This window comes from Streptomyces cyaneus (genome assembly GCF_004028635.1).
Taxonomy (GTDB): Bacteria; Actinomycetota; Actinomycetes; order Streptomycetales; family Streptomycetaceae; genus Streptomyces; species Streptomyces cyaneus.
Window position 1 is genome coordinate 183,929 of the sequence record NZ_RQJW01000004.1, and the last position, 19,361, is coordinate 203,289.

15 protein-coding genes are annotated in these 19,361 nt (G+C 69.7%); 10 read left to right on the forward strand and 5 right to left on the reverse strand.

The genetic code is table 11. The features are described 5' to 3' along the window. Positions 1–65: 65 nt before the first annotated feature. Positions 66–290 carry a hypothetical protein gene (locus EHO50_RS45065; protein WP_246101188.1) on the reverse strand — a complete coding sequence of 75 codons (225 nt, stop codon included), beginning with the start codon at positions 288–290 and terminating at the stop codon, positions 66–68. A gap of 840 nt (positions 291–1,130) precedes the next feature. Here EHO50_RS45065 and EHO50_RS45070 point away from each other — a divergent pair. Then, positions 1,131–2,258 (forward strand): hypothetical protein, encoded by a 1,128-nt coding sequence (locus tag EHO50_RS45070; protein WP_246101189.1) that lies wholly within the window; start codon positions 1,131–1,133, stop codon positions 2,256–2,258. A 183-nt stretch (positions 2,259–2,441) separates the two neighbouring features. Here the strand turns inward: EHO50_RS45070 and EHO50_RS16215 are convergent, their stop codons facing one another. Further along, the gene (locus EHO50_RS16215; RefSeq protein WP_128430856.1) at positions 2,442–2,975 is read right to left on the reverse strand and encodes a TerD family protein; all 534 of its coding nucleotides are present in this window, start codon (positions 2,973–2,975) and stop codon (positions 2,442–2,444) included. Between the two features lie 156 nt (positions 2,976–3,131). Between EHO50_RS16215 and EHO50_RS16220 the strand changes: the two genes are divergently transcribed. From EHO50_RS16220 to EHO50_RS16230, 3 genes are all read left to right on the forward strand, one after another. Beyond that, a complete protein-coding gene (locus tag EHO50_RS16220) occupies positions 3,132–3,737 on the forward strand; it encodes a YdbC family protein (RefSeq protein WP_128430857.1) in 606 nt (201 codons plus the stop codon). A 118-nt stretch (positions 3,738–3,855) separates the two neighbouring features. Beyond that, on the forward strand, positions 3,856–4,515 hold the full coding sequence (locus tag EHO50_RS16225) for a histidine phosphatase family protein (protein WP_128430858.1): 660 nt from the start codon (positions 3,856–3,858) through the stop codon (positions 4,513–4,515). Between the two features lie 12 nt (positions 4,516–4,527). After that, positions 4,528–5,433 carry an ADP-ribosylglycohydrolase family protein gene (locus tag EHO50_RS16230; protein WP_128430859.1) on the forward strand — a complete coding sequence of 302 codons (906 nt, stop codon included), beginning with the start codon at positions 4,528–4,530 and terminating at the stop codon, positions 5,431–5,433. Positions 5,434–5,841: 408 nt separating this feature from the next. Here the strand turns inward: EHO50_RS16230 and EHO50_RS16235 are convergent, their stop codons facing one another. After that, complete coding sequence (locus tag EHO50_RS16235) at positions 5,842–7,389, reverse strand: MFS transporter (protein ID WP_128430860.1); 1,548 nt, start codon at positions 7,387–7,389, stop codon at positions 5,842–5,844. Between the two features lie 185 nt (positions 7,390–7,574). On the opposite strand from EHO50_RS16235, the gene EHO50_RS16240 reads away from it, so the two are divergent. The 3 genes from EHO50_RS16240 to EHO50_RS16250 all read left to right on the forward strand — a co-directional run bounded on the left by EHO50_RS16240 (position 7,575) and on the right by EHO50_RS16250 (position 9,692). Then, on the forward strand, positions 7,575–8,198 hold the full coding sequence (locus EHO50_RS16240; protein WP_128430861.1) for a TetR/AcrR family transcriptional regulator: 624 nt from the start codon (positions 7,575–7,577) through the stop codon (positions 8,196–8,198). Between the two features lie 82 nt (positions 8,199–8,280). Then, positions 8,281–8,982 carry a ribonuclease HII gene (locus EHO50_RS16245; protein ID WP_128430862.1) on the forward strand — a complete coding sequence of 234 codons (702 nt, stop codon included), beginning with the start codon at positions 8,281–8,283 and terminating at the stop codon, positions 8,980–8,982. Positions 8,983–9,050: 68 nt separating this feature from the next. Further along, positions 9,051–9,692 (forward strand): hypothetical protein, encoded by a 642-nt coding sequence (locus tag EHO50_RS16250; RefSeq protein WP_128430863.1) that lies wholly within the window; start codon positions 9,051–9,053, stop codon positions 9,690–9,692. 462 nt (positions 9,693–10,154) lie between these two features. On the opposite strand, the gene EHO50_RS16255 is transcribed toward EHO50_RS16250, so the two are convergent. Both EHO50_RS16255 and EHO50_RS16260 read right to left on the reverse strand, forming a co-directional pair. Further along, positions 10,155–10,790 carry a hypothetical protein gene (locus EHO50_RS16255; RefSeq protein ID WP_128430864.1) on the reverse strand — a complete coding sequence of 212 codons (636 nt, stop codon included), beginning with the start codon at positions 10,788–10,790 and terminating at the stop codon, positions 10,155–10,157. Between the two features lie 392 nt (positions 10,791–11,182). Beyond that, on the reverse strand, positions 11,183–13,348 hold the full coding sequence (locus EHO50_RS16260; protein WP_128430865.1) for a RecQ family ATP-dependent DNA helicase: 2,166 nt from the start codon (positions 13,346–13,348) through the stop codon (positions 11,183–11,185). A 442-nt stretch (positions 13,349–13,790) separates the two neighbouring features. Here EHO50_RS16260 and EHO50_RS16270 point away from each other — a divergent pair, with 442 nt between their 5' ends. The 3 genes from EHO50_RS16270 to EHO50_RS16280 all read left to right on the forward strand — a co-directional run bounded on the left by EHO50_RS16270 (position 13,791) and on the right by EHO50_RS16280 (position 19,229). Continuing rightward, a complete protein-coding gene (locus EHO50_RS16270; protein WP_128430867.1) occupies positions 13,791–15,428 on the forward strand; it encodes a DUF4192 domain-containing protein in 1,638 nt (545 codons plus the stop codon). Between the two features lie 992 nt (positions 15,429–16,420). Beyond that, positions 16,421–18,340 carry a glycogen debranching N-terminal domain-containing protein gene (locus EHO50_RS16275; protein WP_128430868.1) on the forward strand — a complete coding sequence of 640 codons (1,920 nt, stop codon included), beginning with the start codon at positions 16,421–16,423 and terminating at the stop codon, positions 18,338–18,340. Between the two features lie 130 nt (positions 18,341–18,470). After that, positions 18,471–19,229, forward strand: a complete 759-nt coding sequence (locus EHO50_RS16280; protein WP_128430869.1) for an NUDIX hydrolase — start codon at positions 18,471–18,473, stop codon at positions 19,227–19,229. Positions 19,230–19,361 lie beyond the last annotated feature (132 nt).

Consider the following 19,361-nt stretch of genomic DNA (forward strand, 5'->3'; position numbering starts at 1 on the left):
CCAAGGCGGAGGCGGCACGCACCATTGTGCTCGCACACCTGACAGAGGTGGTCGGCGAGCTGACGTCAGACAACGCGATCCAGGCCACCGATGAAGCACGGATTCGCGGCCGCTCCTGGAACCTGCTTGAAGAGCACTTCCAGCAGTACCCCGACGCCCTGCAGCAGCCGGGAGCCGACTTCCCGATTGCCTTGGTGCGGCTTGCCCACACATTGATCGACAGGGGGCACGCCGACGTCGCGCCGCCGGCTTGCGCTGGCTGCGGCAAAGTCACGGTCCACCTGGATCACCGGATCCCGGTGGGGCGTGCTTGCTCCAACTGCTCGGGAAAGCAGCGACGGGAGGTCTGCATCCGTTGTCAGCGCGTGGCGCGGATCAACGTCCGCCGCCCGGAGGGCCCCCTCTGCGGCTCCTGCTACGGCAAGGAAGTGACTGCGGAGTGCGGCGGCTGCGGCCGAGTACGGCGCCCCGCAGCCCGCCTGGCAGATGGAACCGTCCGCTGTCAGGGGTGCGCTACCCGGCCGAATCGGCTCTGCAGCAACTGCGGAAAGCAGGCTCCTGCGCAGGCGTTCACAGATGCGGGCCCGGTCTGCCGCCAGTGCTATCAACAGCCTGAGAGGGCCTGCGGAAAATGCGGTTCCATCAGCCGCATCATGCAGCGGGCCAGAAGCGAGCAACCCGATCTTTGCGCGCGCTGTTACCGGCCGCAGACCGCGGTCTGCGCGACCTGCGGTTGCCACCGCCCCTGCGACCGGATTGCAACTGGAATGCCGATCTGCCAGGGATGCCGACCTCGGCTCCGTCGGCCTTGCTCCCGTTGCTCGAGGTCACGACCGGTCCAGGCGGAGTGGCCCATGGGGCCGGTCTGTCGGACGTGCTACGAATACGTTCGCTCCCACCCAGTCTCCTGCACTGCTTGCGGCGAACGGCGCCCGCTCATCGGGCTCAACCCTGCGGACGAGGGGCTCTGCGGTCCCTGCGTGGGAGTCGATCTGACCTACACGTGTCGGAAGTGCGGCCGTAGTGGGGATCTCTACCAGGCAGGATGCTGTTCTCGGTGCGTCCTGACCGAGCGCCTCACTAATCTCCTCAGTGCCGACGACGGCACCATCCATCCCCATCTTGAGCTGGTGAGGCAGGCACTCTGCGCGGCCGACCGGCCGCGCAGCCTTTTCAGCTGGCTCGACCGCAGCAAAGCTCCCCGCCTGCTGGTGGAGTTGGCCGCAAGCGGCGAGCCCATCACCCATGAGCGCCTGGACGCATTCCCCGTCACACATGCGACGCACTACGCTCGCGAACTCCTGGTCACCGCCGGTGTCCTACCGCTCCGCGACGAATACCTTGAGCGGCAGCCAGTCTGGGTCGAACAACTGCTGGCTACCGCTCCCGAGCACCACCGGAAGACCGCGGCTCCGTTCGCCCATTGGTTCCTCCTGCGTCGTCTCAGGCAAGTTCACCACCGGCGCGGAGGAAAACGTGTCCAGGGCGGCACGGAGAGCATCCTCCGCTCACGTCTTCGACGCACGCTGGAACTGCTGACCTGGCTCGACCAGCAGGGCATTACCCTAAGTGAGTTCAGGCAGCCTGACCTCGACCGATGGCTGGACGAGGGAACTAGCACCCGACAGAACATCCGGGCCTTCATCGTCTGGGCCAGCAAGCACAACCTCATCGGCGACCTTAAGGTCCCACTGCCCGGCAGAGCCCATCCCGTCACCTTCATCGAAGACGCCGAGCGGGTGGCCCAGTTACGCCGATGCATCGATGACGAAGGACTTCCCCTCTGGGTGCGGGTCGCAGGCGCACTCATGCTGCTGTTCGGTCTTCAGGGATCAAGGGTTCTGCAGCTCACCAAGGACGACATCGTCGACGATGGAACGTCGCTTCAGATTGACCTCAGCGGCCGACGGCTACACCTGCCGCCGAAACTGGCGCACCTCGTCCGACGCCTGCGTGATCAATCCGCGACTCGCTGGCGGTTGAACCAACTTGCGGACACACGCCCCTGGCTCATGCCTGGGCAGAGCCCAACGCGCCCCTTGCGCGTGGAATACCTCAGCCTGAAGTTCCGCGAGTACGGTTTCAACGGGCTTGGCGGTCGCAACACCGCACGCCTCGCTCTGGCCGCGAACTTGCCGGCATCCGTCCTCGCGGACCTCACCGGCACCAGCGTCGACAACGCCGTCCGGTGGTCGAACTTCGCCAAGCGCGACTGGACCGACTACGTCGCTGCTCGCAAACGGGACACACGGAACTGATCAACGGCCACCCCGGAATACCGCACGCCCAGAACAAGTGGCCTGCGCCAGTACGCCGCGGGGCTCGGCCCCGAACGTCGGGTAGCCCTTGAGGGGTCCTGACGAAAGTCACGCGAGAGGGGCGCCGACCACATGTCGGCGCCCCTCTTCGGCGTATGTCCCCGCGAGCCTGCGAAACGACCGTCAGGGCTGGCGGGTCCTGCCCATGGTCGCCGTGAACGTCGCCGGGTCCTCCTCGAAACCGCGGATGCCGGGGTGGAAGTCCCACGTGCTCGATCCTTCGCGTACGAACTCCGCGACCGTGGCTGCCGTCGAGCCGAGGACACCGCCGAAGTCGTCCTCGGCCATCACGGTGTAGCCCTCGCGGATGCGCAGGGCCGGCTTGACGACGCTGACGAAGGTGCGCGTCGCGGGGCGCTGCTGGATCACGACTCCGACCAACACGCGCGCGTACCGGCTGTCGAGCCGGTCGAGCTCCACGGTCAGGACCTCGTCCCAGCCGAAACCCTTGCCGTCCTTGCTGTCCCGGTTGAGATAGATGGTGCCGTCGGGAGAACGGCTGTCGAAGTGCACCACATAGGCGGGATCACCGTACGGATCGCTCGCCAGGTACGTCGCGGCGACCAGGTCCAGATCGGTGGGCGGCTGCCCAGCCGGACTCGGGTCCCACTTGACTGAGATTTCGACCTTCCGGATCCCCTTGTTGATGGCGTTCACCAGGCTTCCCCTTCCCCGTTGCGCGTATGCCCTCTGCCCGAACTGCCCAGCAGACAAGGCCGGTTGTCCATCCTGCCACGCGCGCGGGAGCGTGCGCCGGGGAGCTCTCCTGCCGAGCGTGACCGACGCCACGCTTCGTGGCCTTACCATGGCGCGGTGCTGGTCAAGTGGATTCGCTGCACCGTGGTGGACCGCCGCGGCTTCGAGCGGGGGCAGCGAAAATGGGCGGGGCTTCTGGGGGAGCCGGGGTTTCGGGGGCAGGGGGGTGGCTGGAGCCGGGGGCGGCAGGGAGTGGTGCACATCTTCTCGTTCTGGGAGAGCCGTTCCTTCTACGACTCCTTCATGGCCCGCTCCCACGACAGGCTGGCGGCTGCCCAGTCCGGGACCTATAAGGACATACAGGTCAAGCTCTTCGACTACCGCTTCGACGTGAAGACCGGCTTCGAGCCGCGCTTCACCGATGCGGACCTCGTCCGAGTGGCGCACTGCCGTGTCCACGAGGACCGCGCCGAACACTTCACGCTCATGCAGGAAAAGGTCTGGAATCCCGCGATGGCCGGCTCCCCGGGCATGATCCGCGGACTGTTCGGCGAGGCGCCGGGCCACGAGTTCCTGGTGCTGTCCATGTGGCGGTCGGCTGCCGAGCACGGTAAGTACCGCACGGAACGCGTGGAGCGACTGGCACTGCGAGCCCAGACGGAGGCGGACGTCGCGGCCCTTACGGGTGACATCGTGGAGCTCGAACCGACCTGGACGGTTTGAATTCCGGACTCGCCAATCGGGCGCTTAGCGCGGCCCGTGGTGCAGGAAATGTGTGACCTACGCCGTATGGGGCCCGTACGAGTGCTCTATGAGTCGTCACTCGATCTAGGGTCTTGGCATGGCACGACCACGGCGCATCGTCCTTGTCCGGCACGGCGAGTCAACGGGCAATGTTGATGACAGCGTGTACGAGCGTGAACCCGACCACGCCCTGGCCCTGACCGAGCGGGGCCGGCGGCAGGCAGAGGAGACGGGTAAACAACTGCGGGAGGTGTTCGGACGCGAGCGCGTCAGCGTGTACGTCTCGCCCTACCGTCGTACGCACGAAACGCTGCGCGCCTTCCACCTGGATCCCGAGCTCATACGGGTGCGTGAGGAGCCCCGCCTGCGTGAGCAGGACTGGGGGAACTGGCAGGACCGCGACGACGTTCGCCTCCAGAAGTCCTACCGGGACGCCTACGGCCACTTCTTCTACCGCTTCGCCCAGGGCGAGTCCGGCGCCGACGTGTACGACCGGGTCGGCAACTTCCTGGAGAGCCTGTACCGCAGTTTCGAGGCCCCGGATCACCCGCCCAACGTGCTGCTCGTGACGCACGGCCTGGCCATGCGGCTGTTCTGCATGCGCTGGTTCCACTGGACCGTCGCGGAATTCGAGTCGCTGTCGAACCCGGGGAACGCGGAGATGCGGATGCTCGTTCTCGGGGACGACGGCAAGTACACGCTTGACCGGCCTTTCGACCGCTGGCGAGATCCGGAACCGTACGGGATCACCGGATAGAGTGGCAGGGCGATGACCGCTGACTCCTCTCCCGAAGGGCGCCTCGAGCGCGCCCTCGCCAGCCTGCGCGGACTCGCGGTGGGGGACGCGCTGGGCTCGCAGTTCTTCGTGCCGGCGAACTATCCGCTACTGAAGCGTCGCGAGCTGCCGTCCGGCCCCTGGCAATGGACGGACGACACGGAGATGGCCTGTTCCGTGGTCGCAGTCCTGGCCGTCCACCACCGCATCGACCAGGACGTTCTGGCTCGCTCTTTCGCCGAGCACCACGACTTCGACCGCGGCTACGGCCCTGCGGTCAACCGGCTGCTGCGCCTGATCCGGGAGGGTGGCGACTGGCGCGAGCTCTCGGCCGCGCTCTTCAACGGACAGGGGTCCTGGGGCAACGGCGCCGCGATGCGGATCGCGCCCCTCGGTGCCTGGTACGCGGACGATCCGGAGCAGGCGACCCACCAGGCCGAGATCTCGGCCTATCCCACACATCAACACCGCGAGGCCGTCGTCGGCGCCATGGCCGTCGCCGCGGCTGCCGCGCTGGCCGCCGCCCCCGGTGGCCCGCCGAACCCTGAATCGCTCCTCGACGACGTCGTCGCTCTCGTCCCGAAGAGCGCGGTCGGCGCGGGCCTGCGACGCGCCCGGGACATGCTCGACTACGGCGACGCGGGAACCGTCGCGGCCGTTCTGGGCTGCGGGCGGCGCACGACGGCCCACGACACGGTGCCCTTCGCGCTCTGGTCGGCCGCGCGTGCTCTCGGTGACTACGAGCGGGCATTCTGGACGACCGCGCAGGTCGGCGGGGACGTGGACACCACGTGCGCCATCGTGGGCGGGGTGATCGGCTCCGGGAAGGCCGGGTCGGTGCCGGTTGAGTGGGTGGAGCGGACCGAGGCACTCCCGCAGTGGGTGCCGACGTCTGCGTAGCGCTGGTGCTCTGCCCTGACGGATTCCCCTGTGCTGCCGGGATCTCGGCGCTGCCACGCTGCCAGAGTCGTCAATAACTTTCTGTGCGTGACGGGAACTCTGTGTGACTGCCAGTCCGTTGTCGTGGCAGTTGGCGTGTGACCGCTGGGTCGCGCATACAGGTGACGCACGTGGGGCGCAGGGGGTGGAGCCATGGGATTCGTGGCATTGCTGGACGTGTCGGCCGTGTTGGCCGAGCCGTTCCTCGTGGCCATTGGCGCGCCGGGCTCGTTTCGGCTGTCCTCTGCCACCGGAGCCTGCCCGACGTCGGTCTCCGTGAGGGCGATGCGGGCGGCCGGCTCATCGTCCTCGCCATCGGTCCCCCGGACGCGAGCCGGCCACCCGCGGCCTCTCGCGGGCCCGGCCGGTTCAGCCGGCCATCGGACCCGACGTCCCGGCGAGGGCATCCAGATCGCTCTTGCGGACCCGGATCACGAACCACGCCGTGGCCAGGGCGAGTACGGCCATCGCGGCAGCCGCCACAAAGCCCGTCGAGATGCCTTGCGTGAGCACCTCGTGACCCCATGGGCCGGGCAGCTGCTGGGTCTTGGCGAACTCCGCCTTCTGCTCGGCAGATCCCTCCGCCATGAACTTCGGCAGCTGCTTCTCCGCCTCGTCCTTGCTTGCCGAGCCGAACACCGTCGTCAGGATGGACAGGCCGAGCGAACCACCCACCTGCTGCGTGGCGTTGAGCAGCCCGGACGCGGCACCGGCCTCGTGCTGGGCAACGCCGGAGACCGCGGTGACCGTCAGCGTCACGAAGTTCAGGCCCATGCCGAAGCCGAACACCAGCATCGGTCCGAGCACTCCGCCGACGTACGAGCTGTCAGCGCTGATCAGAGTCTGCCAGGCCAGCCCGATCGCCGTGAGCGCCGAGCCCACGAGCATGAACGGTTTGGGGCCGAGTACCGGCAGGAAGCGCTGCGACAGGCCCGCGCCGAGCGCGATCACGACCGTCACCGGCAGGAAGGCGAGACCGGCCTCGATCGGGCTGTACTGCAGCACGTTCTGCACGAACAGCACGATGTAGAAGAACATCCCGAACATCGCCGCAGCCAAGCTGAGCATGATCACATACGTGCCCGAGCGGTTGCGGTCGGCGAACATCCTGAGCGGGGTTATGGGTTCCTTGGCTCGCGACTCGATGAACGCGAAGGCCAGCAGCAGGACCACCGCGGCGCCGAAGGACCCGATGGTCAGGTTGTCCCGCCAGCCCTCGTCCGCCGCGCGGATGAAGCCGTAGACCAGGGACGCCATGCCTGCCGTCGAGGTCAGTGCGCCGGCGATGTCGAAGCGGCCGCTGTGTCGTTCGGATTCGCTGATGTACAGCGGTGCGAGCACGGCGATCACGATGCCGATCGGCACGTTGACGAAGAGCACCCACCGCCAGTCGAGCCACTCGGTGAGCATGCCGCCCGCGAGCAGACCGATGGCGCCACCGCCTGCGGATACGGCGGCGAAGACGCCGAACGCTCGGTTGCGCTCAGGGCCTTCGGGGAACGTGGTGGTGATGAGCGCCAGCGAAGTGGGCGAAGCGATCGCGCCACCCACGCCCTGGAGCACGCGCGCGGCCAGCAACTGCCAGGGCTCCTGGGCGAGTCCGCCGAGCAGCGAGGCGAGAGTGAACAGCAGGATGCCGGCCATGAACACCCGGCGGCGGCCCAGAATGTCACCGGCGCGGCCGCCAAGCAGCAGCAGACCGCCGAAGGTGAGTGTGTAGGCGCTGACGACCCAGGTGAGGTCGGTGGTGCTGAACTGGAGCGCGTCTTGAATGTGCGGGAGTGCAATGTTCACAATCGTCGCGTCGAGCACCACCATGAGTTGGCAGGCCGCGATGACGGTGAGTGCGATGCCGGGATGCCCCTCCCGGCGGGCCGCACCTGGTTTCTGGTCCTTGATCAACTGAGAGGTTGTCACTATGGGTCCCCCACAAGTGCCTTAGTGAACGCTGGCGTTCACTGTCGCGTCAACCGTAGTGAGTCCCCAGTAGTGAACGCAAGCGTTCACTGATGTAGTCATCGCGCGGAGTATCCCCCGCAGTTGCCGCGCGTTGCCCCGTGTCCCCGGAATCCCCGCTTCCCTTGCTTGTTGGAGACGCTCAGATGGTTACCTCGCGCTGGACGGCCGCCCCCGCTCAGACGGCCTCCCTCCGCCGGCGCGGCGTCGTGCTCGAACGCGCGATCCTCGATGCCGCGCTGGAACAGCTCAGTACGGTCGGCTGGAACGGCCTCACCATGGAGGGCGTCGCCGCCGGCGCCCAGACCGGCAAGGCCGCCGTCTACCGCCGCTGGCCGTCCAAGGAGGACCTCGTCGCCGATGCGCTGCGGGCCGGACTGCCGCGCTTCGAGTCGGCTCCCGATCTGGGAAGCGTGCGCGAGGATCTGCTCGAGCTGTGCCGGCAGGCGCGAGACGCGATGTTCTCGCGCCCCGGTTTCGCCTTGCGGTCGGTTATTCACGAATGCGACAGCCTTCAGGCTGAACGCTTCCATGGAGTGATCTTCGACGGCGTCGTGGAGCCGACCATCAGGTTGCTCCGTGAGGTCATCACTCGTGGGATTGAGCGGGGAGAGGTGCGGGCCGACGCGGCGAACGGCTATGTCTTCGACGCCATTCCGGCGATGATGATGTACCGATCAAAAATGTGCGCGAGCGAATGGGATGATCGTGATCTGGAGGAGATGATCGACCAGTTGATGGTTCCCCTGCTCCGTCCGACGGGTCTCTGAACCGTCGTTCCACCGGGCTGGAGGTTGCTTCGGTGAACCAGGGTGTCGAAGCAGGTTCTGGGCGGCGTACGCTAAGGGCGCCATGCCGTACGAACCGCCTACTCACACCGTCGAGCGCTCCCTCCGAGCCACGACCGGAGCGAAGATCATTGCCGGTGTCGACGAGGTGGGGCGCGGTGCCTGGGCCGGCCCTGTCACCGTCTGCGCGGCGATCACCGGACTGCGCCGGCCCCCCACGGGTCTCACCGACTCCAAGCTGCTCACTGTCAAACGGCGCACCGAGCTCGCCGAGCAGCTGCGGACGTGGGTGACGTCGTACGCCCTCGGGCACGCCTCTCCGGAGGAGATCGACGACCTGGGGATGACGGCGGCGCTGCGGCTCGCGGCGGTGCGTGCCCTGGAGACCTTGCCGGTCCGCCCTGACGCCGTGATCCTCGATGGGAAGCACGACTATCTCGGGACTCCCTGGAAGGTCCGTACGGTGATCAAGGGCGACCGGTCGTGTGTGGCGGTCGCGGCGGCCTCGGTGATCGCCAAGGTTCAGCGCGACAAAATGATGGCCGAACTGGGTATCGACCATGCAGACTTCGGTTTTGCGGACAACGCCGGGTATCCGTCGCCCGTCCACAAGGCCGCACTGGCGGAGCGGGGACCCACCCCGTACCACCGGTTGTCGTGGGCGTATCTTGATGCGCTGCCCCAGTGGCGGCACCTCAAGAAGGTCCGCACTTGGGTGGAAGGAAGCGTTCCGGAGATCGAGGGGCAGCTCGGCTTCGATTTCTGACGATTCCACTCGCACTCGTGTGCCACCCGCCGATGCGAGCCGCACCAGCGTTTGATAAACATCAGCTCATGCCTCTCATTCCCGAGGAGCCTCAGATTCACGAGAGTGCCCAGGGTCCCCGCGCCACTCCGGCCAGCGGCCGCACCGCGCCGACCCCCCGCCCCGTACCCGGCCCCCGCTCCGCGGCTCCGTCGCGTCCCGGCCGACCCGGTCCCCCGCGGCCGGCGCCGCCGGTGCAACGTGCTCCACGTGACGTGGCCGTGGCCAAGCCCGGACCGTCGAGCCCGGCTGCCCCTGCCGCCTCCGCCCAGGCTGCGGCGACCCCGCAGATCCAGCTGATCCCGGCCTCGCCCGAGGGAGCGCTCGACGCTGCCGAGGAAGCCGTCGATCTGCTCCTGGAGTCCGGTCGTGCTCCCGGCGACGTGCTGGTGATCACTACGGGTGAACAGCACCCGTGGGCCGCCCACGAGCTTTCCTTCGGAGAAAGCTCCTACTGGGCGCAGCATGACGCGGGTGACGACGTCTTCTACGTCGATGCATCCGTTGCGGGCCGTGCCGCGGCGCGTCCCGTGGTCGTGGTCGCCGTGAACGGCGGCCCGGACACCGCTGCCGCCACCGCCCTGCCTCAGGCCCTCGGCCAGGCAGGCGCCCTGCTGATCGTCTGCGGCGACCCGCAGCGCATCAACTCGGTGCTGGGCGCGGGCGTCTGAGCCGGTGCCGGCTCGTGCGGGGGGACACTTCGCAGGACACCGGGGGACAGGACGCCGCTGAGGTGGCGTCTGCACGGCGAGGCTTTCGGCATGCGCGGACGCGTGGAGCGCTCGCCGTGCGCAGGCCCCATTGGTTCGCGGTGCACCCCGTTGGTTCGGGGTGCAGTTCACGTCGTACGGATGAGTCGTCGTGGGGCGTCGAGCCGGGTGGGCAGCGCGATTTGCCTGGCGCACGACGCTGCGGAGGTGTCTGCGAGGGAACACCCGGACCAGTTCATCGAGTGAGCTGATCCGCCCCGCCCCGCCCCGGCCCGGCCGCTGCCCTCGTCTCTGCCGGCGGCGGCTCGGCGGTGCTCGGGGTGGACTTGGGCGTCGTGGACCTGGGCGTCGTACTTGGGCCGTCATATCGCGTACGCAGTACGGCGCGACCGCGGGGTCTGCCGAGAACCTCTGTCGGTGCCCTCAGCGAGCCGCCGCGCGCCGCAGGACCTCCGAGGCCGCGCCGCCGGTGCGGGGCAGCGGGAGTGGTGACTCGGACGTGGCGAAGGGCTCCGGTGAGGAGTCGGCGTTGGGTCGGCGGCCGCCGCGACCCTCACCGAGGACCTGCCAGCCGTCGCGGGTCAGCGTGATGTACGCCCCGCAGCGCAGGCCGTGCAGGGTGCAGGCGTCACGCAAGCCCCACATCCACGCGCCGTCCTCCTCCGTCCAACGGGCGTCGCCCTCGCGGCAGTAGAGCAGTACCGCGGTGCGTACCGGGGTTCGGCGCCTCAGGTCGTGCGGGATGACGCGGCGCAACTGGGAGAGCAGCGCATTGCGGAACATCCAGCCGTCGGCCGGAGCCGGGCGGCGGGTGAAGGAGGCGCTCGCCCGCAGCCGCTCCTCCGCGTCGAGCACGGCTACGATCGCGGTCGCCGGCTTTGGGCGGTGCCGTGAGTGCAGACCGCTGACGACCTCGCGGGGATTGCGCAGCAGCGGGATTCCCGCGGCAGCCCACTCCGCGGGTTCGAGCATGCGGGCCAGGGGGTTGGCGGATGCGGCGGGCAGGTCGGCTGACGTCGACATGGATGCCGCGGAGGACGGAGCGAATCCGAAGGTCACGGTCCTCCCTTCGGCTACGCGCCCACACTGCGGGCGAGGTCGGATTCGGGGGAACGCACACCGCAGCAGAGCCCTACCGGATCACGGACGAGCCGTGCGGGGAGCGGACTTCAATTCTTCCTGCCGAACCTGGATGCGGCAACGAGCAATTGGGGCCACCGACCGATATCTGGTGGTGCGCGGGTTATATCCCTACCCACTGCGTCACTGTGCGACGCCTGGGCCGACCGTGCACAACCAGGTCGCACGGCATTGACCCACAGGGGACCGGACCGCGGACCGGTGCGTACCGGTGTCGGGCCGGGATTCGTGCAGCACGGATGTCCTGGACGGGCGTCTCGTGCGGCACGTGCGCGACAGGCATGCGATCGGCACTGCACTGCCAGGACCCATCAGCCCTGCACGGCCAGGACCAGCGGCATCACCCCCTGCGCACCGGCGCGTCGGAGCATCCGGGCCGCGACCGCCAATGTCCAGCCGGTCTCGGTGAAGTCGTCCACCAGCAGCACTGGGCCCTGGACCTCGGCGAGAGCCGAAGCCAGGGTGGGCGGAATGGTCAGTGCGCCGTCGAGTGCTTTGAGGCGCTGGGCGCTATTGCTCCGCGAGGCCTGGGGCGCCTCCCCGGTGTACTGCAGGGACCCAAGTAGCGGGAGCCTGCCCACCTCTGAGATGCGCGCGCCCAGTGAGTTGATCAGTTGCGGACGCGTGCGTGAGGCGACCGTGACGACACCGACCGGGCGCGGTGGGGCGTCCTGAGCCCCGGAAGCCCAACCGCTCGGTCCCTTGGCCCAGTCGACCAGTACACCCACGACCGCCTTGGCCACGTCGTCGGGCACGGGCCCGTCCGGGGCGTGGGGCGCGAGCATCGGTCGCAGCCGGTTGCCCCAGCCGATGTCCGACAGTCGTCCCAAAGCCCGCCCCGGCGCAGCCTGTTCACCGGCTGGGATACGTCCCTTGAGGTCGACGCCGATCGCCGGCAGACCGGTCGGCCACATGCGGCGCGGCTCGACCTCTACTCCGGCCCGACCGAGGTCGACGCGCGCGGCGTCCAAGGCGACCGTGGACATATCGGCAGTGAAGCGCGCCCCCGCGCAGTTGTCGCAGCGACCGCAGGCCTTGGCCCCCTCGTCGTCGAGCTGACGCTGCAGGAACTCCATCCGGCAGCCCGTCGTCGAGGCGTACTCGCGCATCGCCTGCTGCTCGGCCTTGCGTTGCTGGGCAACCCAGTCGTACCGCTCGGCCTCGTACGTCCATGGCTGTCCGGTGGCGATCCAACCGCCCTTCACCCGCCGGACCGCCCCGTCCACGTCGAGGACCTTGAGCATCGTCTCCAGGCGAGAGCGGCGAAGCTCCACCAAGGGTTCCAGGGCGGGCAGCGACAGTGGCCTGTCCGCCCGCGCGAGGACGTCGAGAGCGCGGCGCACCAGGTCCTCCGAGGGGAAGGCGAGCGAAGCGAAGTACTGCCAGATCGCCTCGTCCTCCTGGCCTGGAAGGAGGAGCACCTCGGCGTGCTCGACGCCGCGTCCGGCGCGGCCGACCTGCTGGTAGTAGGCGATGGGGGAGGAGGGCGAGCCGAGGTGCACCACGAAGCCGAGATCGGGCTTGTCGAAGCCCATGCCGAGCGCGGAGGTGGCGACCAGGGCCTTGACCTTGTTGCCGAGCAGGTCCTCCTCGGCCTGCTGACGGTCGGCGTTCTCCGTCTTGCCGGTGTAGGAGGCGACCGTGTGACCGCGATGCCGCAGGAAAGCCGTGACCTCCTCGGCGGCAGCCACCGTGAGCGTGTAGATGATCCCCGAGCCCGGCAGGTCATCGAGGTGGTCGGCGAGCCATGCCATCCGGTGCGCGGCGTCCGGCAGTCGCAGCACACTCAGACTCAGGCTGTCCCGGTCCAGTGGACCGCGCAGCACGAGGGCGTCCGAAGTGCCCCCGGTACCGAGTTGCTCGGCGACATCGGCAGTCACGCGCGCGTTGGCGGTGGCGGTCGTCGCGAGCACGGGCACTCCGGGCGGAAGATCGGCGAGCATGGTGCGCAGCCGCCGGTAGTCGGGTCGGAAGTCGTGGCCCCAGTCCGAGATGCAGTGCGCCTCGTCCACGACGAGAAGTCCGGTCGCCGCGGCCAGCTTGGGCAGAACCTGATCGCGGAAGTCCGGGTTGTTGAGGCGTTCCGGGGAGACCAGCAGCACATCGACGTCGCCCGCGGCGATCTCGTCCTGAATGGTGTCCCATTCCTCGGTGTTGGAGGAGTTGATGGTCCGCGCGTGGATCCCAGCGCGGGCAGCGGCCTCGACCTGGTTGCGCATCAGCGCGAGCAACGGGGAGACGATCACGGTCGGTCCGCTGCCACGGGCCCGCAGCAGCGACGTGGCCACGAAGTAGACCGCGGACTTGCCCCATCCCGTGCGCTGCACGACCAGGGCTCGGCGTCTGTCGGCGACCAGTGCCTCGATCGCCCGCCACTGGTCCTCACGCAGCCGGGCCGCGCCGGTGTCGTCCCCGACGAGGCGTGCGAGGACCGTGTCGGCGGCCACCCGGAGATCCGCGTTGCTCGTGTGCTCCATGCGTCCCATACAACAGGACGGCACTGACAAAGGGGGGCCGGGCGGGACCGGACACCGATTTTCGGGCCGGGCGGTGTGGGGCGGACGCGACGTTGCGAGGTCGTGGTGTTGGTGTGCGGGGCGCCGGGCCCAGCCATCGCGGGATTGCAGTTGCCCCCTGCCGGGCCGGGGCAGGAGAGGGACCGGCCCTCGACGCAGACTGTGTTGTCGTGTCCCTGGTCGGAGTTATCCACAGGGCGAAGCGGAGCCTCGCGATCCGCGAGATCGTCTGCGCATGACGAATCACAGCGAAGTGACGGGATCCCCCGAAAACGACGGCACGGCGGGCAGCGAACGGCACCTCGCCCCGCGGGCAACCGATCCGAACGACGTGCCTGACGTGCCTGACGTGCCTGACGTGCCTGACGTGCCTGACGTACGTGACGTGCACGACGCTCCTGACATGCGCGATGTGCCTGAGGTACACGACGTGCGGCGTGGGCATGAGCCGCAGGCTGGGCATGACAAGCACCCAGGACGCGCGCAACAAGCGGACCAATCCGACTGCACCGCATACGAAGGGCAGCTGGCCGAGCACCAGGTCACCCTGCGCACCCCGGCCGAACTGGCCGACGCGTTGCCGTATCTGCTCGGGTACCGCCCCGAGGACAGCATCGTGCTCGTCGCCCTGCACGACAGGGGTGGCCGCGGCCGGTTCGGCGGCCGGGCACGGCTCGGCATTCCTGCGAGCGCGGACGATTGGGACTCCGCGGTCAGGCAGCTGGCCCACGGACTGGTGAGGGGCAGCGAGCGCAGGGGAGCCCGAGCCGAGCAGATGGTCGCCTTCCTCTGCCAGGAACCGGCAAAGGGCGAAACGGGCCGACAGGTCATGGAACGGCTGCGGCCACTGGCCCAGAAGATGCGCGTCGCCTGCGGCAGCCTCGACGTCCCGGTGATCGAGGCCCTGTGCATCTCTGAGGGTCGCTTCTGGTCGTATTGCTGCGACAGGGAGGAGTGCTGTCCGCCCGAGGGCCGGCCGATGGGCCTACCCGGGACATCCGTGTTGGCTGCCGCGGCCACGTACGCCGGATTGCAGGTGCGCGGCACACTGCGCGAATTGCAGGCGAGGCTGTTGCCCTGGGAGACCGCCGCAGCCCTGGAGCAGGAGATCGCCCTGGACACCGTCGGCGTGGCGCTCGTCCCCAGGATCCTCGACGACGCGGCACGCGCGGGTGTGGCGGAGGAGACGCTGGAGCTCGCCGAGCGGCTCCTGAGTCGATTCGCCGCGGCCCCGCCCGTGTCCGGAACGCTCACCGCGGATCTCCGCGACGACGAACTGCTCGGACACGACGAAGCCGCGAGGCTCATTCTGGGCCTGCAGGACCGCTCGACCCGCGACCGCGCGGCCGAGTGGATGGAGGGCGACGAGGCCGGTCCCGCCCTCCGGCTCTGGCGAGCGCTGGCCCGCCGCTGTGTCGGTCCGTACCGCGAGTACGCAGCCCCGCCCCTCACCCTCGCCGGGTGGGTGGCCTGGTCCGCCGGCGACGATCTGGAGGCCCGAGAAGCCCTTGCCATGGCACTCGGCGCCGACACCGACTACCTCTTCGCCCGCCTGCTGCACCAGGCCTGCAACGAGGGTCTGGACCCGGAGTCGATCCGCCGTTGCCTGCGCGCCGAACGCGTGGGCCGCGAGCGGACGGGTGCCGGGCGGCTCGACGGGCCGGAGGATGCCGAAGAGCCTGTGCGAGGCGCGGCAGTTGAGCCCAAGCCGACGTCTGGCGCGGGTGGTCGCTGCCGGTCTCGGCGTGTTGCGGGCTCGGTCGGCGGTTTCCCGCGCTCCACACGGGTCGCTGGGCGAGAGCGGGCTACGAGCGTCTCGCGCCCGCGTACCTCGGCGGGGACGCATCCCGGTGCCTCGCGGCCGGGCGACACGGCTGCGCGTACCTCGAAGCACGCAGCTGCGCGCACGCCGAAGAGCGCGGCTCCGCCTACCTCGAAGAGCACGGCTCCGCGCACCTCAAAGAAGGGAACTGCGCGTCGGAGCGGGCCCCGTCCGGACGGTGTGCGTTCCGGGAACGCCGGCGCCGAGGGGGACGCGTGAGCTGTTACGGGCAGAGCACTGACCGATGGTGTCGAGGCGGCGGCCGTCGCGCGCAGGGCACTGATCGATGCTGCGGGGGTGAGGGTGGTCGCGGCGCGAGGCGCGGGCGACCAGGGAGTGGTGTCCGTGATGCGGGTATCTGTGATCCGCTCCTTGAACCAGATTTCCACGATCCGCTCCGTGATCCGAGTCGCCGCAAACAGCAGAGGTCGGTCGAAGGCTTATCTCGAGGTCGGCACCGACCTCGTGGGCGCTTCGGCACCGCAGAGGACCTCAGCCTGCCTGGTGAACGAGGTGAACCAGGCGACCATTCAGCGCGGTTACCCCATCACGGGCGTGACCCCGAGGAGTTCCTCCCCGTTCACCTGAGTGGCGGAACGCCTGGACTGGCCGTGCCGCCGCACCGCCCCTGTCACTCCGGGTCCCCCAGCCGGCGCCGCACACGCCCGAGGCGCAACGAGCGCAGAGGAAGCCGCCCCATGCCACAGCCGCCCCCCGCCTCCCCGGCCGCAGACGATCGCTGGACAGCCGGCGGGCCGGTGCCGTCCCCCAGGCTGGATACGGAGCTGTCTCCCCGCGGTGCCGGCGCGGGGCGGGACGCGTCCCTGTTTCCGAGCGATGCCACTGACCGCTCCCCGCAGGTCGGCGATGGCTGGTCCCGGCAGGCCAACGACGGCTGGTCTCCCTCGGTCTCGGTGGACCAGGGCCGACCCTCTACCCGACACGCGGACCAAAGCCCTGCTCCGGTATGGCGGCCGTCGGCAAGCCAGGACAGTCGTCCCTACCTGTGGGAAGGACGAGCCGGGCTCCCCGTGCAGCCGACGAGACCGACAAGGCAGAGCCCTGCGCTCCCGTTACCCGCCAGCCCGGTTCCGACGTCGCCGCTACCCTCCGACGGTGCACGACGCTCCAACCCGCCTCAAGACACTCCGTCGTCGGCTCAGCCACCGACCGCTCGCCGGTCGGCCGAACTGCCCCCCACTCACGACGCCATGATCTGCGTGGCCCTCCCGGGCCTCGCCATCTCCACGGACCAGGGGCAGTTGACGGGCCGGGGACTCGAGGGGTTCTACCGCGCGGGCCGGCGCGTGCTCTCACGCTGCCAGGTCCGTGTGGCCGGGCGTGAACCGCTTCCGATCCAAGCCCGCATGACGGGCGCCGACTGTGCCCGCTTCGTGGGCACACTGCGTACTTCCCCGCAGGCAGGCCCGGACCCGGACGTCGTCGTCGTGCGAAGCCGTCACGCGGACGGAACCGAGCGGATCACGCTGCACAGTGCGGCCGTCCGCCCGTTGCGTGTGCCGGTCGAGGTCGCGCTGGGTACGGATTTGGCCGACCTCGGCGCGATCGCGTGCGGCAGCGCGGGACCGGAAGTGCCCGCCACGGTCCACGATTCGGGCCTGCGCTGGTCGTCCGCCCATGGGAACTCGACCGTGACGGCCGACCCGTCGCCCGCCGACGCGCTGGCCTCCGCGGGGCTGCTGCGCTGGGAGCTCACGCTGCCCCCGGGCGGCAGCGTGAGCATCGAGCTGAGGGTGCGTCTGGACGGGGCGGGCCCCGTGCGGGCAGTGGGCCGAGCGGCGACGAGCCCGTTGGCTCCCGCGCGGGCGGACGGTGACGATCCCAGGGTGGCGGTCCTGCTGCGGACGAGCATCGAGGACCTCCAGGCCCTCCTGCTGCGGGATCCCACGCTTCCCGCGGACACACATCTGGCAGCTGGGGTGCCCTGGCGCTGCGGCCTGGCCCCGGCCGAGGCCCTTGCCGCGGCCCGGCTGACCCTGCCCCTGGGCACCCGGCTCGCCGTGGGCACGCTGCGCACCCTCGCTCGCACCCAACTCCGGGGCCGGGGACCGCAGTCCGGCATGATCCCCGGTCCGATACGGGACGCGGGCCCGCATCTGCCACCGGGTTGCACAGGCACCGAGGCCACGCTGCTCTTCCCCGCGCTGCTCGCGGAGGCCCGGCGCTGGGGGATGCCCGAACCCGAGGCCGAGGAACTCCTCCCGGCGGCGGAGCGGTGTCTGACCTGGCTGCGGACCACTGCGGGCGACGGTACGTATCTGAGGGACCCGCACCCCGGCGGACCCGTCCGCTGCGAGACCCAGGCCCATGCCCATCGTGCGGCACTGCTCGGCGCCGATCTCCTCGACGCCTGCGGCAGACCGGGTGGCGACGAACTGCGGCAGTGGGCCCGGGCGCTGCGGACGACGTTCCGTGCGGACTTCTGGATCGACGACGTGGGCGGCGGTCGACCCGCGGCTGCCCGAGCGCCGGACGGACGCCACGTGCCGCATCTGGGCGCCGCCGCCGTACATCTCCTCGACACCGGCCTGCTGGGTGGAGGAGAGCAGGCTCCCGGTCTGCTCGACAAGGTGCAGACCGAACAACTAGCCCGGCTGCTCGGCGGGCCGGCCATGGACTCGGGGTGGGGCCTTCGCGGGCTGAGTGCGAAGGAGGCGGGACACAACCCTTTCGGTCACCGCAGTGGAGCCGTGAGGGTCCACGAGACGGCGCTCGCCGTCGCGGGCCTGGCCGCGGCCGACTACGAGAAGGAGGCGAGCGGGCTGCTGCGGGGCCTACTGGGGGCGGCAGAGGCGTTCGGCCACCGGCTGCCCGAGATGTACGCGGGGGAGCGGCGCACCGACTCAAGCGCTCCCCTCCCGCATCCGGCGGCCTGCCGCCCCGCGGCCACGGCAGCGGCAGCAGGGGTGCTGCTGTTGACCACGCTCGCGGGCATCCGCCCGGACGCCCTCGCGGGGACGGTCACGCTGCGGCCCCTGCGTAGTGCGCCGCTGGGCGAGATCGTCCTGACGGGCCTTCGAGTCGCCGGCGCCCCCTTCTCCGTACGCGTCAGCCGACTGGGTCTCGCCATGGTCGAGGAGGCGGCCGACGGCCTGCAATTGCGAGCGTGACCTCGTACGACGCCACACGGCACGACATGGGAGCGGTGTGGTGAGGCTCAGATCGGGCCGAATTGGATCAGCCATCGACGGGGCTGACGAAGGGAGTGTTTATCGTCAAGCAGACGACTATGATCGCCGCATGCCCTACGACCCGTCAGCCTTTCCGCCCTTTGCCGTCACCGTGGACCTGGTCGTGCTGACCGTGCGCCGCCATGCTCTGTGCGCGCTGGCGGTGCGCAGGGGCGAACCGCCGTTCCAAGGGCGCTGGGCGCTGCCCGGTGGGTTCGTACGGGCCGACGAGGATCTGTCGCAGGCCGCAGCGCGGGAGCTGGCCGAGGAGACCGGGCTGCGCGCCCATGACCCTGCCGTTCCGGTGCAGGACAACGGCGCACACCTGGAGCAGCTGGCGACATACGGCGACCCCAAGCGCGACCCCCGGATGCGCGTGGTCAGCGTTGCCCACCTCGCGCTGGCCCCTGATCTGCCCGCACCCCGCGCGGGAGGCGATGCCAGTAACGCGCGCTGGGCGCCGGTCGAGGAGTTGCTGCAGCAGGGCGGTTACGGCCGTGACGGCGAACCGGTCGCGCCGCTCGCCTTCGACCACGCGCAGATCCTGGCCGACGGGGTGGAGCGCGCCCGCTCCAAGATCGAGTACTCGTCGCTGGCCACGGCCTTCTGCCCCACCGAGTTCACCGTCGGTGAGCTGCGCCGTGTCTACGAGGCCGTGTGGGGTGTCGCGCTCGACCCGCGCAACTTCCACCGCAAGGTGACGGGCACGCCGGGCTTCCTCGTCCCCACCGGAGGCACCACCACACGCCAGGGCGGCCGCCCCGCCCAGCTCTTCCGGGCCGGCGGAGCCACGCTGCTCAACCCCCCGATGCTGCGCCCGGAGGTCTGACGCGAGAGTCCCGACCGGGATGCCGAGCCGGGATGCCGGGCGGGACCGGACGGTACCGGACGGCACCGACCGAGCTCAGGGACACAGGGCGAACAGGGGGCCGAGCGGGCCGATCTGCGCCGGGAGTAGGCC